At 60.0% G+C, this 22,435-nt stretch carries 18 protein-coding genes; 7 read left to right on the top strand and 11 right to left on the bottom strand.

The window, feature by feature from the left end; translation table 11 throughout:
* Nucleotides 1-57: 57 nt before the first annotated feature.
* Genes KF733_06590 through KF733_06580 form a run of 3 tightly spaced genes read right to left on the bottom strand, consistent with a single transcriptional unit; the run spans nt 58 to nt 4,532 of the window.
* On the bottom strand, nt 58-2,880 hold the full coding sequence (locus tag KF733_06590) for a hypothetical protein (protein QYK54677.1): 2,823 nt from the start codon (nt 2,878-2,880) through the stop codon (nt 58-60).
* A 41-nt stretch (nt 2,881-2,921) separates the two neighbouring features.
* Nucleotides 2,922-3,770, bottom strand: a complete 849-nt coding sequence (locus KF733_06585; GenBank protein QYK54676.1) for a DNA-processing protein DprA — start codon at nt 3,768-3,770, stop codon at nt 2,922-2,924.
* 33 nt (nt 3,771-3,803) lie between these two features.
* Nucleotides 3,804-4,532: an MTAP family purine nucleoside phosphorylase gene (locus KF733_06580; protein QYK54675.1), complete on the bottom strand. Its 729-nt coding sequence runs from the start codon at nt 4,530-4,532 to the stop codon at nt 3,804-3,806.
* Between the two features lie 34 nt (nt 4,533-4,566).
* Between KF733_06580 and KF733_06575 the strand changes: the two genes are divergently transcribed.
* The 5 genes from KF733_06575 (at nt 4,567) to mfd (ending at nt 13,960) form a co-directional block, all read left to right on the top strand.
* Entirely contained in the window at nt 4,567-5,952 is a 1,386-nt protein-coding gene (locus tag KF733_06575) for an MBL fold metallo-hydrolase (protein QYK54674.1), read from the top strand.
* Entirely contained in the window at nt 5,949-6,962 is a 1,014-nt protein-coding gene (locus KF733_06570) for an endonuclease/exonuclease/phosphatase family protein (GenBank protein ID QYK54673.1), read from the top strand. Before KF733_06575 ends, KF733_06570 begins: the two co-directional genes overlap by 4 nt.
* Nucleotides 6,963-7,056: 94 nt before the next feature.
* The gene (locus KF733_06565; protein QYK54672.1) at nt 7,057-9,171 is read left to right on the top strand and encodes a hypothetical protein; all 2,115 of its coding nucleotides are present in this window, start codon (nt 7,057-7,059) and stop codon (nt 9,169-9,171) included.
* Nucleotides 9,168-10,391, top strand: a complete 1,224-nt coding sequence (locus tag KF733_06560) for a hypothetical protein (GenBank protein QYK54671.1) — start codon at nt 9,168-9,170, stop codon at nt 10,389-10,391. The genes KF733_06565 and KF733_06560 overlap by 4 nt, the downstream gene beginning before the upstream one ends.
* Before the next feature lie 32 nt (nt 10,392-10,423).
* Nucleotides 10,424-13,960 (top strand): transcription-repair coupling factor, encoded by a 3,537-nt coding sequence (gene mfd, locus KF733_06555; GenBank protein ID QYK57141.1) that lies wholly within the window; start codon nt 10,424-10,426, stop codon nt 13,958-13,960.
* On the opposite strand, the gene sucC is transcribed toward mfd, so the two are convergent.
* The gene (gene sucC, locus KF733_06550; protein ID QYK57140.1) at nt 13,947-15,098 is read right to left on the bottom strand and encodes an ADP-forming succinate--CoA ligase subunit beta; all 1,152 of its coding nucleotides are present in this window, start codon (nt 15,096-15,098) and stop codon (nt 13,947-13,949) included. The genes mfd and sucC overlap by 14 nt on opposite strands.
* 91 nt (nt 15,099-15,189) lie before the next feature.
* Between sucC and KF733_06545 the strand changes: the two genes are divergently transcribed.
* Both KF733_06545 and KF733_06540 read left to right on the top strand, forming a co-directional pair.
* On the top strand, nt 15,190-15,936 hold the full coding sequence (locus KF733_06545; protein QYK57139.1) for a type II secretion system protein: 747 nt from the start codon (nt 15,190-15,192) through the stop codon (nt 15,934-15,936).
* A 53-nt stretch (nt 15,937-15,989) separates the two neighbouring features.
* Nucleotides 15,990-16,277: a DUF1844 domain-containing protein gene (locus KF733_06540; protein QYK57138.1), complete on the top strand. Its 288-nt coding sequence runs from the start codon at nt 15,990-15,992 to the stop codon at nt 16,275-16,277.
* Between the two features lie 336 nt (nt 16,278-16,613).
* Here the strand turns inward: KF733_06540 and KF733_06535 are convergent, their stop codons facing one another.
* Genes KF733_06535 through KF733_06505 form a run of 7 tightly spaced genes read right to left on the bottom strand, consistent with a single transcriptional unit; the run spans nt 16,614 to nt 22,431 of the window.
* The gene (locus KF733_06535) at nt 16,614-17,519 is read right to left on the bottom strand and encodes a hypothetical protein (GenBank protein ID QYK57137.1); all 906 of its coding nucleotides are present in this window, start codon (nt 17,517-17,519) and stop codon (nt 16,614-16,616) included.
* A 9-nt stretch (nt 17,520-17,528) separates the two neighbouring features.
* The gene (locus KF733_06530) at nt 17,529-18,224 is read right to left on the bottom strand and encodes a biotin--[acetyl-CoA-carboxylase] ligase (GenBank protein QYK57136.1); all 696 of its coding nucleotides are present in this window, start codon (nt 18,222-18,224) and stop codon (nt 17,529-17,531) included.
* Nucleotides 18,221-19,060, bottom strand: a complete 840-nt coding sequence (nadC, locus tag KF733_06525) for a carboxylating nicotinate-nucleotide diphosphorylase (protein ID QYK57135.1) — start codon at nt 19,058-19,060, stop codon at nt 18,221-18,223. The genes KF733_06530 and nadC overlap by 4 nt, the downstream gene beginning before the upstream one ends.
* The gene (locus KF733_06520; GenBank protein QYK57134.1) at nt 19,057-19,560 is read right to left on the bottom strand and encodes a hypothetical protein; all 504 of its coding nucleotides are present in this window, start codon (nt 19,558-19,560) and stop codon (nt 19,057-19,059) included. The genes nadC and KF733_06520 overlap by 4 nt, the downstream gene beginning before the upstream one ends.
* Before the next feature lie 4 nt (nt 19,561-19,564).
* Nucleotides 19,565-20,623 (bottom strand): hypothetical protein, encoded by a 1,059-nt coding sequence (locus KF733_06515; GenBank protein QYK57133.1) that lies wholly within the window; start codon nt 20,621-20,623, stop codon nt 19,565-19,567.
* Between the two features lie 17 nt (nt 20,624-20,640).
* Nucleotides 20,641-21,702, bottom strand: a complete 1,062-nt coding sequence (locus KF733_06510) for an EscU/YscU/HrcU family type III secretion system export apparatus switch protein (protein ID QYK57132.1) — start codon at nt 21,700-21,702, stop codon at nt 20,641-20,643.
* Between the two features lie 6 nt (nt 21,703-21,708).
* On the bottom strand, nt 21,709-22,431 hold the full coding sequence (locus KF733_06505; protein ID QYK57131.1) for a flagellar biosynthetic protein FliR: 723 nt from the start codon (nt 22,429-22,431) through the stop codon (nt 21,709-21,711).
* Nucleotides 22,432-22,435 lie beyond the last annotated feature (4 nt).

Genomic DNA, 22,435 nt, shown 5'->3' with positions numbered 1-22,435 from the left:
CGGACCGCAAACTTAACGCAAAGTGGCGACAACTGAGAGAAGCGATAGGACGCGGTGCTAGGGAGAGGCGTCGCGCTCGCTGATGTCCAAAAGCAAGTCTTCGAGGGGGACGAACTCGTACGCCTTTGTGGCAAGACGGAACTCGTCCGGGGTCAGTTTGGAGCGCAGGGCCTGGATCTGCCCTTCGAGGTCGGGGACGGGGTCGCCCTTGGACCGCTGGGGCTCCAGCCCTTGTGAGCTGAGGTAGCCCAGCAGGCTGACGGCTTCGAACGGATACCCGGTCGCGGCGTACCACCGCGCGGCCGCGGCCACGCACTCGGCCATCTGTTCCCTGCCCCGCGCTTTGCCGACTTGACCCGCGCTGCGCCGGATCAATTCCCAAGCCTCCCCCAGGCGTCCGAGGCCGATCTCTGCCAGGGCGGCGTCGTGGAGCCAGGCCCGATGGGCCGGATCGATCCCATGCTTTTCCACCAGGGCTCGCGCTTGGGCAAAGCGCTCGGCCGCTTTAGCCCAGTCCTGCCTCACTAGGGCGACGAGACCCCAGTGGTGGGTGTGGTTCGCCGTCCAATCGTCGTTGTCGCGGGCAGCGGCTTCGGTGACGGCCGTGCTCAGAATTGCCTCGGCCTCTTCCAAATGCCCGGCAAGGTAGAGGGCCAACCCTTTGTTGCCGAGAAGGGCGTTCGCCATAGGCACCTCCCCTGCCTCCTTTAGAACCGCGATCCCGTCGTCGAACGCTTTCACGGCGGCCTCGACGTCCGCGTGCATGGCGGCGTTGCCGTAGGAGTTGTAGTAGCGGCCGAGCAAGTTCGGGCTGGTTTCGGAGGGAAGGCGGCGCAGCCCCGCCTCGATGATGTGGACGGCCGCCTTGTACTCACCCAGGCCCACGAGCATCGTGGAGAGCCCCCGGTAAGCCATCGCCAGAGCTTCCCCGGATACGTCTGGCGCGGCGGCGATGGCCCTCTCGAACCACCCCCTTCCCTCTCGGTTCATGGTCCGGCTCCACCAGTAATAGGCGAGGCCATTCGTGATGTCGAGCGCCCAGTCCGGACGGTGCTCCAGCGACCATTCGAAGGCTGCGCGCAGGTTCTCGTACTCTGCCTGGCGCTCGCTCATATAGCCTTCGTTGTAGGGTTGTTGGCGGAGCCGGGAGTCTTCGATCCACTCGCGCATCGCCCTGGCGAAGTCGGCCCGCGCGAGAGCCCGCCCATCGGGCTCGGCCAACGCCAAAACGAATTCGCGAACGGATTCGTACATCGTGAAGCGCCTCGCCTCGCCAGGCATCTCGTGGACCAGCGAGGATCGCAACAAGGCCTGCATGAGCGGGGCGACCGGCCGATCGGGCACCGTGCTTTGGGCCGTAGCCAGGGTCCAGCCGGCCCTGAAGTGGGCCAAGCGGTCGAGCAAGGCGTGGGCCTCTGGCACCATGCGATAGCTCCATTCGATGCATGACCAGAGTCGGCGGTGGCGGACGGGCCAGTCAGACCGCTCGTCGCGGAGCAACCGGAACCGGTCTTCGAGCTGGGCCAGCGTCTCGGCAGGTGTGAGGACGTCCGCGTGGGCGGCGGCGAGACAGATCGCCAAAGGCAGGCCTTCGAGCCTGGTCACGAGCTCCGCGATTTCCGTTTCCGCCCCGATGACGGGCCGGCCTTGCGTCGCCTCTGCCCGCTGGCGGTAAAGCAGGACGCTCGGCGCCTCCTCACTGGCCATCGGCAGGGGGAGTGGTTCCAGGCGGTGGACGACCTCGCCGGGAACGCCAAGGGCGGTGCGGGTCGTCGCGACGACCGCTATCCGGGTACAGGCTTGCAGCAGCGCGTTGACCGCTCCCGCCGCTCCCGGTCCGATCTGCTCCAGGTTGTCCAGGATCACGAGGGATTGCTGGTCCCCAACCGCCTCCCGCAGGGCGTCCAAGGGGCGCCCCCCATCCGCATCGGGGACCACGACCTGGGCGACCGTCGGCAGGATCGCGTCCGCGTCTGTGATCGAACTCAAGTCTACGAACCAAGTCGGGTGGTGCGTCTCGCGATGAAAGCAGACGGCCAGTTCTTGGGCCAAGCGGGTCTTTCCAACTCCGCCAGTGCCCAATAGGGTTTGGCACCGCACGCCTTGGCCCGCTGTGCCCCTGAGGGCTTCCAGTTCCCTTTCGCGGCCAATGAGGGGAGGCAGCAGCCCGGGCAGGTGGCTCTGAAGGCTTGGCCGTGACGCCTGCCGCCGCGCAGTGCGCGCCAGGAGCACTGTGGCCCGAGACGGAGAAACCGCGAGCCGCTTACGGAGCTGGGCCTCAAACCGGCGATAGCGCCGGAGCGCCTCGCCCGTCTCCCCCTCGGCAAGCAGCGCCTCCATCAGCCACCTAAGCCGTTCCTCGTCATCGGGAAGCTCCGCCGAAAGGTGGCGCAAGAGGTCGAGCCACTCGCCGGCCAGCGTTTTGCAGCCACCTTCGACTGCGCGTCGGACGTCGTGGTATGCGCGCTCTCGCTCGGCCTCGGCCCAGAGCTCCTCGAACTCCGGGAGGAACGGGCCGGCGCAGACGCGCAGTCGGGCCACCAAATCCTCCGGGCTTTCCTTGACCGCCGCGCGCAGATCCGCCAGATCGCTCTCGAAAGCGGCCGAGGCCAGCCCCACGGAAGCCCGCTCGATCACCATCAATGTCTCCGGCTCGATTCCGGCCGCGCTAAGGTCGCGACGGAGCAAGGGGAGGGCGTTTCGAAGGCTCGCCAAGGCTGCTTCCCGATCGCCCGGCCAGATGGCGAGGGCCGCGAGCTCACGGCTCACGGGTTCGGGCCGCAGGGCGAGGTAGGCAAAGAGCGAGGCGACCCGTCGGTTTGAGAACTCGACGGGCCGCTCCCCCACGACACGCAGACCGCCAAAAAACGCGACCCTCACAACCGGTCCTTAACCCAGGGGCTTGCCCAGGACATATCTTATCACTGCACGGAGACCTTGCCGCCGAGGCGGGCGATCGTTGCGCTCGACTCCGATTTTTCCCAAACGCGAACGGGCCGGCCCGCCTTCAGCGCCGCGACGGCGATCCGCTCCATGTTCCCCCCAGGGCGGACTTCGGCAAAGGCAAGCGCCGTCGAAAGGGCGCCGACGAGCCGGTCGCGCATGCGGTTGCTGTTCGGATGGAAATCGCGGTCCGGCACTTGGCACGAGACGGCCAGGTCGGTGCGGTCGTCGAACTGGTGGCGCCAGAGCCGGGCCGTGCGAAAAGGCTCTTCGCGCAGGTCTTCGCCCAGCGCCTTGACGAGCCCGCGGTCCAGCACCAGCACGCGCGGCGCACCATAGCGCAGGGGGACTACGGCGGACCGCTGGTACTCCGGCGTGTCGTGCCCGGCGACCACGACCTTCCCGTCCAGGACGCCCTCTTCGGCCACCCGCTCCACCCAGTCCAGCGCCTCCGGCGCGCTCATGCGACTGGAGAGGACGCAGAAGGTGTCCGCTTCGAGCAGCCGCAGGTTGCCATAGAGGAAGAGCACGCCCGGCGGGTCCGCCTCCATCTGCTCGATGCGGCGCGGATAGTGGGCGTCGGCGGCCGTGACCATGCGGACGCCAAGCGGGGTCAGGCGGTCTTCCAGCGCCAGGGCGTCGTGCACCCGCCTTTGCACGTCCGCAGTCCAAGCCTCCGCCGCCGGGCGGTTCAGGCGGTACTCCTCGCGCAGGGTCTCGAAACCGAAGCTGAGGAACTCGTCCGGGGTCCGCCCTAGCAGGTCGTTGCGAGTGAGGATTCGGGTGACGGACTTGCCGCCGATTCCGGGCGTAAGGGCAAGGGCCAAAGCCAGACTTCTGCGGGAGAGGGGCATGGCGGGTTAGCTGACCGCCCGGACGATGGCGCCGAGCAGGAGGTCGAGCACAGGTTGTTGCAAGCGCTTCATCACGGCCTCGACCCCCGTATGGGCCAGAACGTCGTCCTCGAGGCCGCAGGCCAGGTTCGTGACCGCGGCCAGGCAACCGTAGTCCACTCCGCTCTCGCGCATCAGCACCGCTTCCGTGGTGGCGGTCATGCCGACCACGTCGGCGCCCACATGCTGGAGCATGCGGATTTCGGCGGGCGATTCGTAGCGGGGGCCGTCCGTCGCGGCGTAGACCGCTTGCGGCTCGACGATATGGCCGAGCTTTTCCGCTTCTTCGACCAGGGCTTTCCCCGCGGGCAGGGGCCGCGAGAAATCGACGTGGGCAAACTCACGGTCGAAGCGGGTCAGCCGCCGGCCCGTGAAGTCGAGGAAGTCGGTGACCACAGCGAGCGTGCCTGGCGTCCAATCCGCGCGAAGCGAGCCGACCGCCGCGCTGGAGAGGCAGGCGCGAACTCCCATACGGGCGAGGCCGTCGGCCACCGCGCGGTAGTTCACCAAATGGGGAGGGGTGCGATGGCCCATGGAATGGCGCTGCACCGCCACGATCCGCACGCCCTGGTGCTCGAACAGGCGGCCACGAAACGGCCCGAAGGGCGTTGGCACGAGAATTTGTTTCCCGGCCATCTGGGTCAGACGACGACCAATGCCTGTGCCGCCCACCAAGGCGGCGTCCGCCCGCTCCACACGCACATGTTACCGGTCGGCCATACTGGCGCGCGTGCCCCAGCGGATCACCTTCCAAGGCGCAGCCCGGACCGTCACGGGCAGCAAGCACGTCATCGAGTACGAAGGCAAGCAGATCTTGGTGGATTGCGGCCTCTTCCAAGGGCCGCGCGAGCTTCGCGAACTGAACTGGGAGCCGCTCCAGTTCGACCCGGCGTCGCTGGACGCCGTGATCCTGACCCATGCCCACACGGACCATATCGGTTACCTGCCCAGGCTGATAAAGCTCGGCTTCCGAGGGCCCGTCTATGCGACGCCCGGCACGATCGGCCTTTGCCGGATCAGCCTGCCCGACGGGGGCCGGCTGCAGATGGAAGAGGCCCGCTATCACAACCGGCACGGCACCAGCCGCCACCGCCCCGCCGAGCCGCTTTACACTGAGGCCGACGCCTTCGAGGCGCTTAAGCCGATGCGCCCGGTGCACTACTTCCAGTGGCAGGACCTGCCGCGAGGGGCCACTTTCCGATTCATCCCCGCCGGCCACATCCTGGGCTCCGCCTTCGCCGAGGTCTACTTCCCGGACGGGCAGCGCATCCTTATGAGCGGCGACCTCGGCCGGAACGACCGGCCGATCATCCACGATCCCTCGCCAGTGGAGTTCGCCGAGTTCCTCGTCATGGAGAGCACCTATGGGGACCGGCTCCACTCGAAGGACGACCCAAAGGCGATCCTGAAGGCCGTGATCCAGCGCGCCCAGGCGGAGAGGGGCGTGGTGGTCGTGCCGAGTTTCGCGATCGGACGTACGCAAGAGCTTCTCTGGCACCTGCACGAGCTGATTGAACGGCGGGAGATCTCCCGCATCCCGATCTACGTGGACAGCCCCATGGCGAGCGCGACGACCCTGCTCTACCTGAAGGAGGACGAGGACCACGACAAGCAGATGAAGATCGACTTGAGCGAAGGGCGGTCGCCCTTTTCGAACGACCTCGTGACCTTCGTCCGCGATCGGCAGACCTCAAAAGAGCTGAACGACTCCCACGGGCCGTTCGTGGTGATCAGTGGGAGCGGCATGGTGAGCGGCGGGCGCGTCGTGCACCACTTGAAGCGGCGGCTGGGTGATCCCACCACGACGGTCCTTTTCACCGGCTACCAGGCCGAGGGCACGAACGGACGCAGAATGATCGACGGGGCGGATTCGGTGGAGATTCTCGGGGAGGCCGTGCCGATCCGGGCGAAGATCGAGCGGATCGATTCTATGAGCGCCCATGCCGACGCGGACGAGATCATGGCGTGGCTCGGCCACTTCAAAGAACCGCCCAAGCAGACCTTCCTTGTCCATGGCGAACTTCCCGTCCAAGAAGCCCTAAAAGCCCGCATCGAAAGGGAGCTGGGGTGGAATGTGGGGATTCCCAACCTCCACGAGACGTTTTCATTGGAGTGACCGAAAGGAAGCAGGGCTCCAAGCGCTTTGACCAGTTGTGGACGGGCCTTGTGCTGCTGGCGTTTCTGTCCGTGTCCTTTCTGGTCTACTATGGCTATTCCGGCGACGATACGACCTCGCTCGGCTTCGTCGCGAACTCCTTGCACTCTGCGCTTTGTCTTATTCCTCTCGCCTTGGCCCTTCCCTTCGCTCTCGCACGCAGGAACTGGAAACGCTTGGCCCTATCCATACTGCTTCAAACCGGCCTTTTTGTTTATGCAGGTCAGTGGCACTTCCCGCGTTCCACGGCTGCCAGCGAGCCTGGACAGATTCGCGTGATGTCCTATAACGTCCAGCATTGCTGGGCCGGGGTCGAGAAGGTCGCGGCGACGATAAGGCGCTGCGACCCCGACATTGTGTGCATGCAAGAGCTGGATTGGCGCGGTGAGGACGCGGCCACGTATAACGCACTTCGTAAAGCTTTACCCGAATACCGCTTCTATTGCAGCAACGGTCGGACGACGGCCACTCGATTACCGATCGAGTGGCAGCGCGAAGTTTGGCTAACAGAGTTCTCTTTTTCCTGGAGCTGTGTCGAGACAAAGGTGAGAAAGGGCGGCGCCACGCTCCGGGTCGTGAACATGCACATGCCCAGCTTCCGCACGGACGTCATGCTCGGGCGGCCGCTCCACCAACTTTGGCGCCGCTTCGGCGAAGTCGGCACGGAGCAGGCTTGCCTCCTTCGCAAGGTCGTGCCGATCGCAAAGGGCCACGGAGATCCTGCCGTGCTCGCGGGAGACATGAACCGGTCCCCTTCGGGCCAAAGCCTTCGCGAGTTGCAGAGGTGGGGACGCGACGCATGGGCTGAGCGCGGCATTGGCCCCGGCTGGACGATGCCCTCCCGGACTCCGCTCCAGAGGATCGACCATGTTTGGCTGTTCGGGCGTACCGGATGTGCCACGGCGTTCGTCGAATCTTCAGGAGCCTCCGACCATAATCCCTTGGTCGTCGATGTTTTGGTAGACAAATAGGTCGGGAACTTGATCCTTGGCGTGCTATCGGGCCATTGGCCTGTGCGCTGTCAAGAATCTGCCAATACTTAGAGCAGGTTCTAAGGCTTTCGCGATGGATATCCAGTCACTCTTTTACGGGATCGGCGGGTCAGCGGTCATTTGGCTTCTGATCGACCTTTTCTATTACCGTCGGAAGCCGAAGGACGAGATGGAAGCGGCTTGGGAGCGAAGGTTCGAAGCCGCCCAGCGCGAGATCGACGAGCTACGGGCGAAAGCGGCAGGCGCCCCTCCCGAGGCTGACGAGAACGTTCGGCTGGAACTGCTCCAAGCCCAGCGGCGCATCGCGGAGATGGAGCCCATCGCCTTAGAGCGCGACAAGCTGGCAGAACAACTTAGAGAACTACGGGCCTCTTCTGGCGATTCCGGCACGTGGCAGGAGCGCCACCGCCGGGCCCTGGACGAAGCCGACAAGCTCCGTGCGCGCCTCCGTGAGCTCGAAGAACTGGAGGACAAGTACGCCACCGTGGTCGCCGAGCGGGCGACGCAAGCCAGCATCGACCCCGAGCTGGCGGCTGAGAACGCTGAGTTGAAGGCGACGCTCGAGAAGCTGAAGGCGATGGTTTCGGAACGAGCGCACGCGGCGCTCGACCCTGCCGAGCTTCGCGCCCTTCGCGACCGGGCCGCCACCGTCCCCAACCTCGAGGCCCAACTGCTCCAGGCACGTAGGGAGCTTGAACTGGAGCGCAAGAAGGCTGCCCCGACCCCCGCGCCGGACCTTGCCGAACTGGCCGGCCTAAAGGCCCGCGCAGAGATGTTGCCCCGGCTGGAAAGCGAGCTTGCCGCGGCGAAGCAGCAGGTCGAGAAGCTCACCCGCCAGGTGGAGAAGGCACCCGCCTTGCAGGTCGCGGAACTCGAAGCGCTGCGGGAACGCGCCTCTCGGTCGTCGTTGCTCGAAGCGAGGCTGCAGGATGCAAACAACGAGCTCGCCCGCATCTCGATGGAACGGGGCGGGAAAGACGTCCAGAGTGAGCTTGAGGAGTTGCGCGCCCAACTCGCCGCGAGCCAAGCCGAACTCACCCAGCAGCGCGGCCGCGCCAGCACGCCCTCTGGAGCCTCGGAGGAGTACCGCGAACGCTATGAGCGGCTCGCCGAACAGGCCGCCGGCCAAGCGGCCACAATTGAGGCTCTGATGCGAGAACTTGGCAACGACGCCCCCGCCGAGACTACGGAGCTCCGAGCCAAACTCGACCAAGCCGAGCGTCGTGCTTCCGCCCTGGAAGACGAACTCGCTGCGATGCGAGAACAAGCGGCCGGGATCGGCCAGGCCCGACAGCTGCTCGTCGAAGCGGCCAACAAGCTTAAGGCGATGTCGGGAGAACTGACCTCCGCCCGCCAGCGGGCCTCCGACGCAGAGACCGCCCTTCTCCGAGTGGAATCCCAGACGGCCGACCTCGCCAAGCTTCGAGAGCAAGCCGAAGCGGCCCAGCGCGCGACTGAGGAAAGCGAGGCGCTCCGGAAAGGGTTTGAGGCGGCCAAACAAGCGGCGGCAGCCTCCGCCAAGGAGGTCGAGCGTTTGAACTCGCAGCTCGAAGAGCAGGCCAAGTGGCGTGCCGAAGCGGAGCAGGCGAGCACGCGACTTGCCGAACTGGAAGGCCAAAGCGCAGAGTCCCGGCGGGCCGCGGAAGCGGTAGCGAACGAGGCCAAGGAACTGCGGGAGGCTCTGACCAAAGCTAAGGCAGCGGCGGCGACCGCGCAAGAAGAGGCCCATAGGCAAAGCGGCAGGGTCGCGGAACTCCAAGCGGCCGTCGCCGATCTTCAGGCGAAGAAGGCCAGCGAGCGCACCGCAGAGTCCACCAAAGTCAGCCAGGCGCTGCAGGAAGAAATCGAAGAGACCCGGCGAATCCTGGAGAGCCTCGACGGGGGCACCTCGGAACCAGAACCACCGAGGCCCAGCGGGAACAAACCGGAGCCGGTGCTTGTCCAGGGGCAGGGCCGCGTGCCGGGCGTCTCGCTCGCCTCTCGTCGCGACCCGCTCGACGAGATCACCGGGCTCGGCCCGGTCTATAAGAAGATGCTGTGGGACGCGGGAATCCTCACGTTCGGGGATCTTGCGGCAGCCGGACCGAAAGTTCTGCGAGAGACGCTCCACCTTAAGGAATGGCAGGGCGTGGACTGCGACGAGTGGATCCGGCAGGCTGCGGCCATGGCGCGTGAGGAAGCGTCTTGAGTCGAGGAGGGCCGAGCAACCTCTATACGGGCTTCAAGGCGTTCGTCGCCGCAGGCTCTTTCATTGGCGCTGCCCTCAGCGGCCATGGCGGCGGAGTCGCGATCCGTACAGATTTTTCGATAGAACCGCTACAAATTAAACCCGTGGCTGGGCAGCCCATTACGCTTGAGGGCCACGGAAAGCCAGGCTACATCGTGCGGCTCAGTGCCAACGAGATGCCGATCTCGACGGGCGAGCGGAACCTGACCGTCTCCGACGAGGGCACGTGGGCCTTCGAATGGAGCCCGCGGATTGCCGGAGAAGTCCTGGTCGAGGCCCTTTTTCTGGATCCAGTCTCGAAAACGGAGGTCGCGCATCAAGAACGCTCGATCGAAGTCCCCGGCGAATCCTCGCCGATCCAGCTTAAGGTCCCTGACCCCAAGAATCCGACCGTCGAGCCCGGCAAGACGCTGGTTTCCGGTATCGCCGAACCGAAGTCCCGGCTGCAGGTCCGCGTGAACAACGCGCTTTGGCATGAGATCACGGCGGACGCCGGAGGCAGGTGGCAAGTCGTCCTCAATCTTCGAGAGACCGGCCTTTATGAGTTGGAAGTCGAGGCGGTCGGTCGGAAGGGCCAGCGCATTGCCATGATGGAAAAAGTGCCGCTGCGCGTCGAGAAGCCGGGCGAATCTGTCGACGATCCAAAGTTCGAGATCAGCGGCGTGCTGCGCCGCCCTCAAACGAAGATCGTCCAGGTGCGCGGCCAGGGTAAGCCCGGAAGCCGCGTGAGCATCAGCGTCGACGGCGACGACCTTGGCGAGACGACGATCCAGAACTCTGGTGAATGGGTCGCGGACGTTCCGCCGCGCCATTCGGATCCGACTTCGGTGACGGCCAGGCTGCTCAATGAGAAGGGCGACACGGTCGAGAAGAAGGAGTTCAACGCTCCCGGGCGTCCCGCGGAGCGCCCGGCGCCGCCGACCGGCCCGGAGATGGACACGCCCCGCAATGGCGCCAACCTTCCGCAAGGCATGAACAAAGTCTCTGGGAAGGCCAAGCCTGGGCAAAGCGTCGAAGTGATCGTCGGGGCAAGGCGGGTCGGGCGCTTCCCGGTCGGTGCGAACGGCGAGTGGGAAGGGTACGTGAAGCTGCTGCCCGGCAAGCAGACCGCCTTCGTCCAAGTCCGCAACGGCGCGGAACTCGTCCGCACGCGCGCCGTGACCTGGAACGTCCTGAAGTAGCGCGGCCCTCGGGCGTATCATCAGGTGTCCGCATGCGCCTGCAGGATTTTTGCCGCTGGCTGGGCGAGCGAGCCACGCTTTCTCCGATTCTTGGGCAGAAGTCTGCCGGGGAGCGCTGGTACGACGTTTGCCCTGAGGCCCGGCCGCCCCTTGTCGCCGCCGCTTGGCAAATGAGCCCCGGCCCGTGCCTCGTGGTGACGAAGAACTACGACCGCGCCCTCCACTGGGTAGCACGGTTGGCCCTTTGCGGCGTTCCCGCGGACGCGATCCGGCTCTTGCCGAGCGGCCAGAGCGCGCTCTTTGAGAACGCGGCGCCGGAGACCACCGCCCTTTCAGACCGCATCGGCGCGCTCCGCGCGCTTTCTGGCGAGACGCCGACCATTGTGGTAGCCACAGCCGCTTCGGCCCTGGAACGAACCCTTCCCCTTGAAGTTTTGGATGAACACTATGTCCAACTTTATGCTGGCCAGACTCTAGATATCGACGACACGGTCGACCGACTTTCAAAGCTTGGCTACGAAATCTCCGACCCGATTCGCGTGCCCGGCCAATTCTCGCGCCGGGGAGGGATCCTCGACGTCTTTCCGATGGGCGCGGAGCGCCCGGTGCGCGTCGAACTCTTTGGCGACGAGGTCGAGACACTCCGCTTTTTCGACCCGATGAGCCAGCGCTCCGTCGGCTCTTCCCCTCCGCTCAAAGTCCTTCCAGCGCGCGAGACCATCCTTCCCCTGCCGGGCTCTGGGGTCGTGGAGCTTCTCCAGTCGACCTTGGAGAGCGAGGCGAACCGGTTGCCGCCAGCGGCCGGCGACCAACTGCGAGAAACCGTCGCCCACGATCTTCGAAGCTTGGAGGCGATGCGCCATTTCGACCGCCTAGACCTCTATCGGCCGTTCATCCAGCCGGATTCCGGCTGTGCCGTGGACCTTCTTGGGGAAAAGGGGTGGCTGGTCTTGGAGGAGCCTTTCGAGCTCGCCGCGTTGGCGAACCGCGCCGAAGAGGAACTCGGCCAGGCCCTGGCCGCACGCGCTGCCGCGGGCGAGTTCCTTGAAGTCCATGCCCACGACTACATGCTACCGCCCGAGCGTTTTGGCCAACACGGTCCCGCAACGATGCTCACTGCGAGCGACGCCGCGCCGAACTGGTTTCCGCGTGGCGAGGGGCACGAGCTCGGATTCCAATCATTGGAACCGTATAGGTCTAACCCGACAATCCTTACCGCAACGATCCAGAACTGGTTGACCGGGCAACTGGCCGTCGGAGTCTCCACCGACCAGCCCACCCGCGCCAAGGCCGTGCTCGCCCAAGCCGAACTCTTCCCTACTGAATCCGAAACGCCCGAACCCGCCGCTCTTCGCCTCCTCGAGGGCAACCTCGCCGGCGGCTTCGTGGCTCCGGCTCATGGGGCCGCGCTCCTGACCGATCACGAGCTCTTCGGCGTCGGCCGCCTAAAGCTTCCCCAAAGGCGGTTTAGCGAAGGGGTGCCGATCACGACCGTCTTAGACCTTAAGCCCGGCGACTTTGTCGTGCATATCAATTACGGGATCGGAATCTATCGAGGTTTGGTCAAGCGGGTTCAGGAAGGGACAGAACGCGAATTCCTGCACATTGACTATCAGACTCCTGACCGGCTGTTTGTCCCCGCCGACCAGCTGGACCGAGTGCAAAAGTATCTTGCACCGGACGACGTAACGCCGAAGATCAACCGACTTACAGGAGGTGACTGGCAGCGGACCGTGGGAAAGGCCCGCGAGGAGGCACGTGAGTTTGCACGAGAACTCATAAGGCTCTACGCAGAACGCCGGAAGACGACACGCCCGAGTTACGGCTCGGATTCTCCATGGCAAGCCGAACTCGAACACACGTTTCCTTGGGTTGAGACCCCCAGCCAACTTGCGGCGATTATCGATGTCAAAGAGGACCTCGAGACCGAATATCCTATGGACCGCCTTATCTGCGGTGACGTCGGTTTCGGGAAGACCGAAGTTGCCATCCGCGCTGCCTTCAAGGTTGTCCAAGCCGGTAGCCAAGTGGCGGTTTTGTGCCCAACGACAATTCTGAGCGAACAACACTATCGCAGTTTTTGCGAACGCCTCTCCGGATTCCCGACACGGGTGGGCTGCCTAACACGCTTCACGAAAGCTGCGGCACGTAAAGCCCTCAGACAAGATCTGGAAAGAGGCGATCTAGACATCGTCATTGGAACGCACGCGCTTTTGAACGACAAATTGGCTTTTAAGAAGCTGGGACTCATCATTGTCGACGAAGAACAAAAGTTCGGGGTGAAGCATAAGGAGGCCCTGAAGACCTTACGGACTCAGGCGGATGTGCTCACGCTTTCCGCTACGCCGATACCTCGTACTTTGAGCATGTCGCTTATGTCGATAAGGCCGATGTCTCTCATAAACGACCCACCCCCGGGACGCCTACCCATCCGCACTTACGTAAGGCCCTTCAGCACCGAAGTCGTCCGAGAAGCCCTCTTGCGCGAGTTGACAAGGGGTGGGCAGGTTTATTACGTCTTTAACCGGGTAAGTGGCATCTATCACGTCGCCGAAAGATTGAAGAAGCTCGTCCCGACTGCTAAGATTGCCGTAGGCCATGGTCAGATGACGGAGGCTGAACTTGAACCGGTCATGCTTGGCTTCATCAATGGCGAGATCGACATTCTTGTTTCGACGACGATTGTCGAGAACGGTCTCGATATTCCGAGCGCCAACACCCTCATCGTAGAGAATGCGGATAAGTTTGGCTTGTCGCAACTATACCAGTTACGGGGAAGGGTAGGACGCAGCGACGTCCAAGCATACTCCTATTTCCTCTATTCTGCCGACACAGTCCTGACTGAAAACGCCACTGCTCGCCTAGGAGCCCTTCAAGAGTTCAACCATCTTGGAAGCGGATATTCCCTAGCGTTTCGCGACTTACAGATTCGAGGCGCGGGTGATTTGCTAGGTGCCAAGCAAAGCGGACAAATGTCAGCCGTGGGATTTGACCTCTATAGCCAACTCATTGACAGCGAGGTTCATTTCCTCAAATCTTTCGCGGATGGCACCGAACCGCAGGACATGAAGGATCCGCTCGTTGGCTTGGCACCCCTTCCCATTCTTGAGTTACCTGTCAAGGCCCTGATTCCAACCGTCTATGTCCCGGACGAGGGCCAAAGACTCTACTACTATAAGCTCCTTATGTCAAGTCGGGAAGTAGGCACATTGATGGATGTGCGCGATGAGATCCGTGACCGGTATGGAGCCTTGCCCGTGACAGTTGAGATGATAACGGAGGTCATGCGCCTTCGCATCCGCTGCGCGGAGCTCGGTCTCCAAAAGGTTGAAGGCAAGGATGGCCGCCTGGCCGCACTCTTCGAGCCCCGTTCCGCGTTTTCGCCGCGCGCGTTCTCGATAATCCGACAACGCTACAAGTCCGCTTATATGAGTGGTGAGAAGCTAATTTGGCCCTTCGAAGGTGACCCAATCAAGGCGACGGAACGCCTTCTTGAGGCCATTCAATTCGCTTATGAAAGCATCGAGGCCCAAAGGGCTTCACTCGGTGTCGCGTCTAGTTCCGCGTAAGCTCAACGATTTTCGCAGCGGCTTCCTGCATCGTTGCGGCCCCGACGATATCTGTGGGTTCTAGCAGTTTGAGACCCGCTGCCGCAGCCGTGCCTTCAACGCGGGCGACGACCGGAATCTTTACATTCAGTTCGGCAAGCGCCTGGATGATCCCTTGCGCGACCAAATCGCCCCTGGTAATGCCGCCAAAGATGTTAATGAGCAACCCCTTTACGTTCTTATCGCGTAAAACGAGTTCGACGCAAGTTTTCACACGTTCGGCGCTGGCTCCTCCTCCTACGTCTAAGAAATTAGCCGGCTTTCCTCCAGCCGCGCTAACCTCGTCGAGGGAGCACATAACGAGCCCTGCACCATTACCGATTATGCCAATGTCGCCGCCAAGACTTACGTAGGCAATCCCGAGTTCGGCGGCGGCCGCTTCCAGCGGGTCACCGGCAGCGTCCGATTTAGTTGCTTCGTACTCAGGGTGACGGAACAGCGCGTTCTCGTCAATGCTAACTTTTGCGTCAGCCGCAATGAGCTTGCCCTCCGGAGTTACCGCCACCGGATTAATCTCTACCATGTCGCAATCGTTTTCCAAATACGCCTTTACCAAGCCTCGAATCATTGAGGCGAGCTGGCGCTGGACTGGTTTCGGAATCCCAGCCTTGATGATTGCATCCCGAATCTCGAAGTCGGCGAGGCCCCATGCAGGATCTACGTGCAGCCGCACGATAGATTCCGGACTTTTCGCGGCTACCTCTTCGATTTCCATTCCGCCCTCTTTGCTAAGCATTACGAGGAGCTTTTGGGCCGCACGGTCGAGTAAGACTGAAAGGTAGTACTCCGAGGCGATGTCCACCTGCTCGGCGACCAACACCTTTTCGACAATCATTCCATCCGGGTTTTGGATTGAGATGAGCCGCTTACCGATTAGCTCACCGGCGAAGTTGCCGGCTTCATCTGCGTCACTAAAGAGCTTGACTCCACCGGCCCTTCCTCGGCCACCCATCAGCACCTGGGCTTTCACGACGACCTTGCCCCCAAGGTCCCTGGCAATGGTGCGTGCCGCATGACCGTCCTCTGCGACCTCGCCCTTGGGCACGGGCACGTTGAATTGCTGGAGGAGGGCCTTCGACTGGTATTCGTGAAGCTTCATTTGACGAGCCGTCAGGTTACCCTTCACCGCGGGAGCACAAACTTGGCCCGGGCCCATAAGAACCTACCGCTTCCGACCAAATATTTATGATGTGGCAAGAGCGGCCTTCACCCTCGTCGAGCTTCTTGTGACGATCTCCATCATTGCCGTCCTTGCGGCCATCGCGGTTCCCGCGATAACTTCGACAAAGCAAGTGGTTTATCAGTCCCAGGCTTCTGCTCAGTTGGCCCAACTTGCCTTTGCTGCTAAGCAGTACACGGCCGACTATGACGACACCTTCCCGATCGCAATGTACTACGGCCCTGACATGTCTTTAGTAACTTGGTTCGGGCTTCAGACTGGCCCAGAAGCGTTTGACCTGAGAGGCGGGCTGCTCTCAGCATATACCAGAAATGCTCTCGCAAAAGATTTGACTTTCCGCGCGAAACCTTACCTAGGAGACGGCCGTGGCTTTGGATACAACTATGGATATCTTGGGAGCGATTTTCACGTGACGGCGGACTATAGCTCTTTCCCGAACTGCCAGAATGCAAGTACAGGTTCGGCACTTTCAGATCCTTCTGGGACAATCGTTTTTGCTACGTCAATCTACCGAGACGTGTCTTGGGAGGGCGGAAACGACGAAGAATTTGACTTCGGCTTCATTGATCCCCCGAGCCTTTGGCAGGGAAATCCGAACGTCGACTTTCGCCACGGTTCACCACCAATTATCGATCCTCTCTCGAAAACCGTACGCTCCGAAGGGCGTGCAGTCTTAGTCTTTTGTGACGGCCACTCAGCGACAAAGCGAGAGGCGCAGGTTAAAGACAGCAACTTTACTCGCGACCATTCTCCCTAGTATTCTGGGGTGTGCAGGCGACGTTTTGACCGCCGCGCCCGTCAATCACCATAGTGGAGCAACCGGAAAGCGAGCGGAGCCCGATTGCCGTACCTGAGGTGCTGGTGATAGTGGTCGACCAGCTCTCCTCCTTAGCTTGGCAGAAGCTTGGATTGCAGCCGGATCCTGTCACGGGAAGACTAGCCCAGGATCTAGTCCAGGCGCGAATGGCCATCGACTCAGTGCAGGCCCTTTCCACCATCCTAACCCCTGTCCTTGAGGGGGAAGACCGGCGCCAGCTTGAGAACCTCAATGCCAACTTAAAGCTGAACTTTGTCGAGAAATCGCAAGGGCAACCATGAACACCCTGTCAGACTTTCGCTCAGCGCACGAAAAGATCTCGGGCATTTTGTTGGATGCTATGCGCTACGGACCCACTCCACATGTAGATCAACAGTACCGCCAGTACAGATCCTGGATGCTTAAAACGTACGAGTCACTTCGTGACGAGCTGGCCCCATTCCTCGATGGGACCGAAACTGGATCGCACATCGATCAGAGGACGGCCGATGCGTTGGAGAAGCTTATAGAGCCCCCGACGCTCTCCCAGGCTCTTCAGCGCGATCAACGCCGAATAGTAGCGCGCATTGATTACATTCGAGAAGCCCTTGAGCTCTGCGAATCTTCGCGCCTAGGCGTTAACTGATCCTGGGCGAAAAGATCTCGCATAGGGTGCACCTTACCGAACCACCCCCCACGGTCTCAACTGTGTTTATGTCTGCCGAAACAACTCGGGCATGATGCTTTATACGATCCATCTGCTCTGGCGTGAATGCCTGTTCGGCTGTCTTAGACATTGCTATCAGTTCTTCGCCGGTTATAGACCTTAAGCCAAGGACGTTCCCGGCAAAGCGAGTCATTTGTTGTGTCGAGATGTCAATAATTTCCCGGCCAGTCTGTTCCAGCTCCTTGAGAGCGACCCGCCCGTCCTCCTTGCAATCAAGAAGCTCGAGCGCGACCACCACAAGAGACTCGCTAATCGTTAACAAGATGTTCGTATGATAGACCGGTAGGCCACCAGGGCCATCGGCTACGAAACTCTGTAACCGGTAGTCCATCAAATTGCACCACTCCTTGGCAGCGTCAACGCTTGTCCTCGCGCTAACCGCTGCGTACGCGACTCGGTTCTTCCTGTCCAATACTAGGCTTCCAGTCCCCTCAAGAAACTGCCCCTTAACTTCCAGTTTGGAGAGATCCGTCTCAGCCCCCATGCTATGAGACTTTTTGAGAAAGGCCAGGATCGATTCCTTGCGCTCTCTTCTTCTGGAAGGAGTCGCCATCGGACATAAACAGTATCCATCATTGGTGGTGATGAGCCAGTTATTCGGAAAAACTGCGTTTGGCAAAGGATCTCGGTCGGTATCCTCATAAAGGAGAACCCTCACTCCGGCGCCCTCCAGGGTGCGACTGAGGCCCAAAACTTCCTCGCGAGCCGTTTGCACGACCTTCCGATCGAATATCGGCTCTTGAAAAGTGTTTGTCTTTGCCGTCTCTTCGTCGAATCCAAAGGTGTTCGGAAGAACCATGAGAACGGTATCCGTCAATTGCATTGATTAAGAACCCCAGAGCGCTTCTGCGGCCATCACGCTCACGGTCTCGCCGTCAGCACTTCCTAACAACTCACCGTTCGGTCCAACCCCAATTGCCGTGACAACCCTCCCACTCGCCTCCCGGTATTCCTTGCCGGGCGTAGCGTCGAACAACTGCCATAGTGGTAGAAGTTCCGACCAATTTCGAGGGGTTGCGACGTCCCTGCACTTTGCGACTATTGCCTCGGCTAAGTCAATTGCCGAGCCTTCCCATTGTGCGATGCTGAGGCTGGTGGCACTTTCCGCTAACGTTTCTGGATAACTTCCTTCGCCCAGATTTATTCCGATCCCTGCCAGGACGGCTCGTTGGCCTGTGGACTTGGAAACCATAGAAGAGAGGATGCCGCCTACCTTTTTATTCCTGAGAAGCAGATCATTCGGCCATTGCACTTTGCAGTTGATGACCGATGCGGTCGCCACTGCCGCAGCCATTCCAAAAAGCCAAGGTTGGTTGTGGCTTTCCTCGACGCCAATTGCGACTGAAAAGGTCAGCGAAGAGCCTTTTTGACTGTACCATGTCCTGTCGAATCTTCCACGCCCCGCCAGCTGCTCCTTTGCATAGACGACGTCACACGGGACGCCAAGCCCTTGCAGGTCTTGAAGAACTCTTTGCGTTGAATCAACGGCATCGAGAAGCAACCAATTTGGTCCGATCTTCATTCAAATTCTAAGTGAAACGAGAGAGCTGCCACCGAATGCGTGATTCTTCCCACCGAGATAAAGTCGACGCCGGTTCCGGCAACCGCAGCCACGCTTTCCAACGAGACACCTCCACTTGCTTCAAATCGACATTTACCCTTAAAGTCGCGCACCAAGCCGGCCATTGCCTCAAGCGACATATTGTCCAGCATGACGACATCAGCGCCGGCGTCAACCGCCTCTTCAACCTCTTTTGCGCTCGTGCATTCCACCTCAACGCCCATCAAGGGCCCATAACGACTCCGCGCAGAATGAACTGCATGAGTGATCGATCCCAAGGCTCGTATGTGATTGTCCTTTATCATGACTGCATCATAAAGTCCAAACCTGTGATTTAAACCTCCTCCACAACGAACCGCATACTTCTCGAGATTCCTAAGTCCAGGAATTGTCTTTCTCGTGTCAAGGATAGCGGCACTAGTGCCCGACACAGCTTCCACATACTCAGAAACCTTTGAAGATACACCGCTGAGCACCATAAGGAAATTCAGGGCAACGCGCTCATAAGATAAGAGACTCGAAGCTTTACTTTTACCACGAAGAACGACCTGTCCTGGTTTGACTCCAGATCCATCCTCGTAAAGGACTTGCACACTACCGGGTGCCCTCGACAAGATATTTGCAGCGATGGCAATGCCACATAGAACACCTGTATGTTCTACCTCGACATACCAGTTTGAGGAGATTCCCTTCGGAACGAGAGCGGCTGACACGTCGCCAGTGCCGATGTCCTCTTCAAGCGCGCGCTCGACCAAACTTTCCCACCCAAAGGGAGGGGTTTCAAACCAGCCGGTCATCCCTGCAAAACCTCTTTGCCCGTGCGCGAGACCAATTCCTCAACAAGGAAAAGGTACGGGACTTCTATTCCGTTTCGTTCCCAACCAACAGGCACCTTCTGTTTACCGACACATAGAAGGGCCGGAGGTTTTATCACCACCGGCTCGCTCGCGGTCACCAGTTCAAATGAATTCTCGGGTCTCTCACGGATTGCACGGATCTCCGTATAATCTACCGCTCTTTGTGCCCCGGACGACACTACGAGAAACGATGTATCCAGAAGATGATATGACACCTGGACAGCCTGTCGCGTTGTGTAATCACGAACAGCAGACTTGCCGAAGGCCGTCGCTCTTCCAGCTGCCTCCTTAATCGCCCCGATCACTTCAGAAGAGTTAAGGGAAACCCCGCGCGACTTCTGCAGTGTTTCTTTCCACGAGATCTTGTCAAGTTCGGCCCACTTGAGCGCAGAAGCGGGCCTATACGTGACGACACCACTCGGTTGATCCACTTCTGCCATTGTTCTAGACTCGAACCTTGCCTACGGTCATCGACGTCTGCCCGTTGCCTTTCAGGAGGCTTTCGCAGAAAATCCGGATCGACGAAGCCCGGTGGGCACCAGACACGGCAATGGACTGGTGGCCAAAAAGTTCGCTGGTGACCATAAGTTGGTCGACCTCTGCCGGCTTAAGGTCTGCGAATTCCCTTGCGCAAGCTCCCCAACGAACCCAGGAGAGCAACTTTATCGCCTCTTCCATACTCAGTGAACGAGTAGAGATGCCGGTGGCCAAAATGGATTCCAAGCTCGAAACAAGTATCCGCCTTGCTGCCTCTCGCGCAAGACGTTCACGCTCGACCACTTTCTCTATGGCTACGTGAAGCTTGTCGCTACTAGTACCGGTGAAGCTAATCTGAAAAAAGGCGCCGACAGCGCGGCTGGTCTCTCCAAAAATACCCCTCACCACCGCACCCATCTCCCGCAACTCAGTGGTAGCACCTTGAAGGTCACCGCACTGCGACAAGCCGATCAAATGAAGCAACGTTGAAAAACGGGATCCAGCACCACAATTAGTAGGACAGGCTGACAGAAAGTTGCCCTCTGAATCTCTCGCAAATGAGCAACCACGCTCCAAGAAGTTGAGCGTAGAGTCGCACAACTCAAGGTCCTGCTGCCATCTGCCGCCGCGAGAGATCACCTGTAGCCGCACATGATCCTCCTCGTTCACCAGAATGCTAATGCGTCGATCAGCATCGATCGCGACGATCCGCCCGACAGCGCGATACTTGAACTCCGGCGAAACAAGTCTGGAGCTAACTAAATACCAACGTTCGAGGTCAGATAATGAAGAGGTGCTAGACCATTTCTCGGGAGCCTCGTTGCAGCGAGACCGCACAATTTTGGAAACTGCCTCCAAGTCGCTGTTCGGAGCCACATTCGGAAAGCAGTACCCCGAATAGTTCCGAGCCATTCTTATTCGCGAACTCACAACGACGTCGTCGAGGTCGGAGACCTCGGTGAGCCATGCCGGCAGTGCCATGCCCTGCAACACCGCCGCTTTCCACTTTTCCGACCCTCCCTGCATCTTCCGCCGAAGTGACCTTATTCAGATCGCTTGCCACCAATTTTACCGTAGACGTATGCGAGGATCTCGGCGACCGGGGAGAATAGCTCACGGGGAATGAACTCACCAACCTCGCACCGGGTAAAAATTGCCCGAGCGATAACACGGTTTTCAACAATCGGAATCTTGTACGTCTTCGCGGTTTCCCTAATTCTCTGAGCAAGGACATCCTGACCTTTTGCTAGAACCATCGGAGCCTTCATTGTGAGGGGGTCGTAATGAAGAGCAACGGCAAAGTGGGTAGGGTTGGTGACGATGACGTCCGCCTTCTTCAATCGCGACTCCAAGGAGCCTTTCGACAGTTTCGACCTTCGCCGGTGTTGGGCGTACTTGACTTCAGGCGAGCCCTCTTGTTCCCGCATTTCTCGCTTCACCTCCGCCTTAGTCATTCGTATACTCTTCTCAAATTCCTTCTTCTGGAACATGTAATCGAACACGGCGAAAATCAACCAAAGAATCCCAATCTGGACGAGTACCCCGTGGAGTGTCTCGCCTCCTTGCTTGAGGGACTCCGTTGGGGAAAGCTCGCTCCCCTGGTGTTTGATCTGAAAGGATTCGACGCTCTTCAAACATAGGGTCAGGAAAAGACCTAACTTCAACAAAGCCTTAACAGAGTCGAAGGCGGCGACCTTAGAGAATAGCCGCTTAAATCCTGAAGCTGGATTGATTCGATCCCACTTAGGCTTGAAGGCTTCGCGGTTGGCAAGCAGGCCTGTTTGACCTACGTTCGATACCGTTCCGATAACAGTCGTGACCAAGAGCACAAGGACGACCGAAGCAAGCAGAGCAAAGAGCGAGGAGACTGCAAAGTTTTTCGTATCTATTATTTCGGTGCCAGAATAGCTTAAGTACTGGGAGAAGTACAAGAGCGAATTGATCCCGACTGCTCCGAACATTTGCCATGTGAGCACAAGGAATCCGAGAAAACCCAAGGCATTTGTTAGTTCCTGGGACTTGGCAACTTGTCCCCGCTCTCTGGCCTCACGCCTACGTTTAGGCGTTGCCTCCTCTGTTCTCTCGTTTGCATCTTTCTGGGACATAAAGAGCTACCCGCCCAATAATACGATTCCCGCCTTGTCCATCACAGGCGCCAGCAACATGCAGGAACCAGATGCCACACCGATTCCAGTAACGAGCTTAAGGGGCAATGAGAGAAAGAACGGTTGCACCTGAGGCACCGCCTTGTTGATAACGGCTGAGGTAACGTCGACAATGACCGTCACCATAACGACCGGCATCGCTAGTGTCAAAGCAATTCCCAGGCACTGTTCTAGGAGAGATCCAATTCGTGACACTTCGGTCAACTTGAGCGGGTCGATCTCAAACGAACGAATGATGCCTTTCAATAGTAAGCTGTGGCCATTAGAAAGAAAGAGAACGAAGACGCCCACGCTTCTATAGAGCGTGCCAAACGGAGTGATTGCTTCGCCCAGGCTCGGATTAAGGACTTGCGCAGAACTAATGCCGATCTGCGTGTCAATAAGTTGGCCTGCCCAGCCTGCTGACAAAATGAGGAGCGAAGCCGCACCGCCGAAGCAGAGCCCTCTAGCAATCTCACCTAAGGCCTGTAGGGCGAGCGCTTCCCAAGAGTCCATTGGAACGACAAGTTCGCGTAAGATTGGCGTGAGACATATCGACAGACATGCGGCCACTCCGATGCGGATTGAAACCGGAATCATGTTCCCGAGCGACGTGATGGCCATGAGTAAGGCGCCAATCCGACAAAAGATGAGAAGACCCGAAAGAATGAGGGACACGTCGACCGCCACCTAA

This window comes from Fimbriimonadaceae bacterium (assembly GCA_019454125.1).
In the GTDB taxonomy this organism is placed as follows: domain Bacteria; phylum Armatimonadota; class Fimbriimonadia; order Fimbriimonadales; family Fimbriimonadaceae; genus JALHNM01.
The sequence above is the reverse complement of the archived record's forward strand: the minus strand, read 5'-3'. Positions and strand labels throughout refer to the sequence as shown.

Bases quoted from the DNA above. Each gene is read 5' to 3' on its own strand.
- KF733_06565 (QYK54672.1), top strand. From the start codon at position 7,057: ATGGATATCCAGTCACTCTTTTACGGGATCGGCGGGTCAGCGGTCATT.
- KF733_06530 (QYK57136.1), bottom strand. From the start codon at position 18,224: ATGAAGATCGGACCAAATTGGTTGCTTCTCGATGCCGTTGATTCAACG.
- nadC (QYK57135.1), bottom strand. From the start codon at position 19,060: ATGACCGGCTGGTTTGAAACCCCTCCCTTTGGGTGGGAAAGTTTGGTC.
- mfd (QYK57141.1), top strand. From the start codon at position 10,424: ATGCGCCTGCAGGATTTTTGCCGCTGGCTGGGCGAGCGAGCCACGCTT.
- sucC (QYK57140.1), bottom strand. From the start codon at position 15,098: ATGAAGCTTCACGAATACCAGTCGAAGGCCCTCCTCCAGCAATTCAAC.
- KF733_06520 (QYK57134.1), bottom strand. From the start codon at position 19,560: ATGGCAGAAGTGGATCAACCGAGTGGTGTCGTCACGTATAGGCCCGCT.
- KF733_06510 (QYK57132.1), bottom strand. From the start codon at position 21,702: ATGTCCCAGAAAGATGCAAACGAGAGAACAGAGGAGGCAACGCCTAAA.
- KF733_06515 (QYK57133.1), bottom strand. From the start codon at position 20,623: ATGCAGGGAGGGTCGGAAAAGTGGAAAGCGGCGGTGTTGCAGGGCATG.